Source organism: Actinoplanes sp. NPDC048791, assembly GCF_040650095.1.
GTDB lineage: Bacteria > Actinomycetota > Actinomycetes > Mycobacteriales > Micromonosporaceae > Actinoplanes.
On the sequence record NZ_JBEZGQ010001427.1, the window covers coordinates 1 to 1,702 of the forward strand.

The following is a 1,702-nucleotide window of genomic DNA, read 5'->3' on the forward strand; positions in this document are numbered from 1 at the left end:
TGGACCATCCCCGCCCCCAAAACCTCACCCAGGCGCAACCCCAAGCCCCTTGGCCCGAGGAACCGTAGCGGAAGCGGCGACAACAGGAGTGGTGTCAGCAGCAGGCAACCGTACGGTGACCTCAAGCCCCCCACCAGCCTGAGCAACAGCCGAAACAGTCCCGCCATGAGCGTCACAAACCGCCCGCACAATGGACAGCCCCAGCCCGGACCCCCGGGATCCGGTCCGCTCCCACCCACCCCGGCGGAACGGCTCGAACAGCCCCGGAACATCCCCCGGATCCACCTCGTACCCGGTGTTCCCCACCACCAGCCGGGCGTGCCCGTCCGCGTTCTCAGTACGCAGCCAGAGCTTGCCCATCAGGTGGTTGTAGCGGATCGCGTTCTCGATCAGATTGCCGGCGAGCCGGTCCAGCAGGCTCGGGTCGCCGACCACCGGCGCCGCCTGGAGGTCGGTCGTCACGTCGAGTTTCATCCGTTCCGCCTCGGCCTTGACCGCTGACAGCGCGTTGTAGACGCTGGTCGCCAGGTCGGCCGGCACCTTGCGGACCAGCCGCCGCCCGGACTGGGCCTCGCTGCGGGCCAGCACCAGCAGCGCGTCGACCAGGCCGTTCGCGCGTTCGGAGGCGTTGCGGACGACCTTGGCCATCCGGCGGTATTCGGCCACGTCGGCCTCGTCGTCGCTGAGCGTCACGTCGATCTCGGTGCGCATGACCGCCAGCGGGGTGCGCAGCTCGTGGGACGCGTTGGCGACGAAGCGTTTCTGGGATTCGAACGCCCCGGCCAGCCGGTCGAGCATCGCGTCGAAGGTGCGGGCCAGCTCGGCCACCTCGTCGTCCGCGCCGGAGTAGCGGATGCGCTGGTCCAGCGTCTCCTCGCCGAGGCGTTGTGCGGTCGCCGTCACGAAGTGCAGTGGGCGCAGCGCCCGGCCGGCCACCGCGTACGCGCCCGCGATGCCGATGATGCCGATGGCGAAGAGCGCGATCAGGCCTTTGATCAGCAACTCCTGGGACGCCCGGTCGACCAGCTGGGTCTGCCAGGTGAGCGCGTCGAGGCGGTTGCCGTTGTCGAGCACCACCTGGGTGCCGGGCTGCAGCTGATCCGAGGGGTGCAGGGCGTCGCCGACGAGCAGCCAGGCCAGCAGCACCAGGATCGCGCCGGCGCCGACCAGCAGGATGCCGTTGAGCAGGGTGAGCCGCAGCCGCAAGGTGGGCCGCAGCCGCATCTTCTCGCGCCGGCTGGCGTAGACCGTCATACCGCGCCGCCGGCGGGCAGCACCACGACCGGTTCGGGCACTCGGTAGCCGGCGCCGACCACCGTCTCGATCAGCGGCGGGTCGCCGACCTTCTTGCGCAGGGTCATCACCGTGACGCGGACCGTGGTGGTGAACGGGTCGGTGTTGGCGTCCCAGACGCGTTCGAGCAGCTCCTCGCTGGAGACCACCCCGCCGCGCGCCTTGAGCAGCTCCTCGAGGACGCCGAACTCCTTGTTGGTCAGGTCGATCGGGGCGCCGCCGCGGGTGACCACCCGGCGGGCCTGGTCGAGGATCAGGTCGCCGACGGTCAGCACCGGCGGCGCGGCCGGGGTGGCCGGCCGGCCGAGGGCCTGGACACGGGCCACCAGCTCCTCGTACGCGACGGGCTTGGGCAGGTATACGTCGGAGCCGAGCTGCAGTCCTTCGACCCGTTCGGCCACGGTGAGGC

General features: G+C 70.8%; 2 protein-coding genes. Both read right to left on the reverse strand.

Annotated elements, in window-relative coordinates:
* Positions 1-24: 24 nt before the first annotated feature.
* Positions 25-1,254 (reverse strand): HAMP domain-containing sensor histidine kinase, encoded by a 1,230-nt coding sequence (locus tag AB0C29_RS47045; RefSeq protein WP_360834708.1) that lies wholly within the window; start codon positions 1,252-1,254, stop codon positions 25-27.
* Positions 1,251-1,702, reverse strand: a 452-nt coding sequence (locus AB0C29_RS47050) for a response regulator transcription factor (RefSeq protein ID WP_360834710.1), incomplete at its 5' end; no start/stop codon positions are given. The genes AB0C29_RS47050 and AB0C29_RS47045, both read right to left, overlap by 4 nt.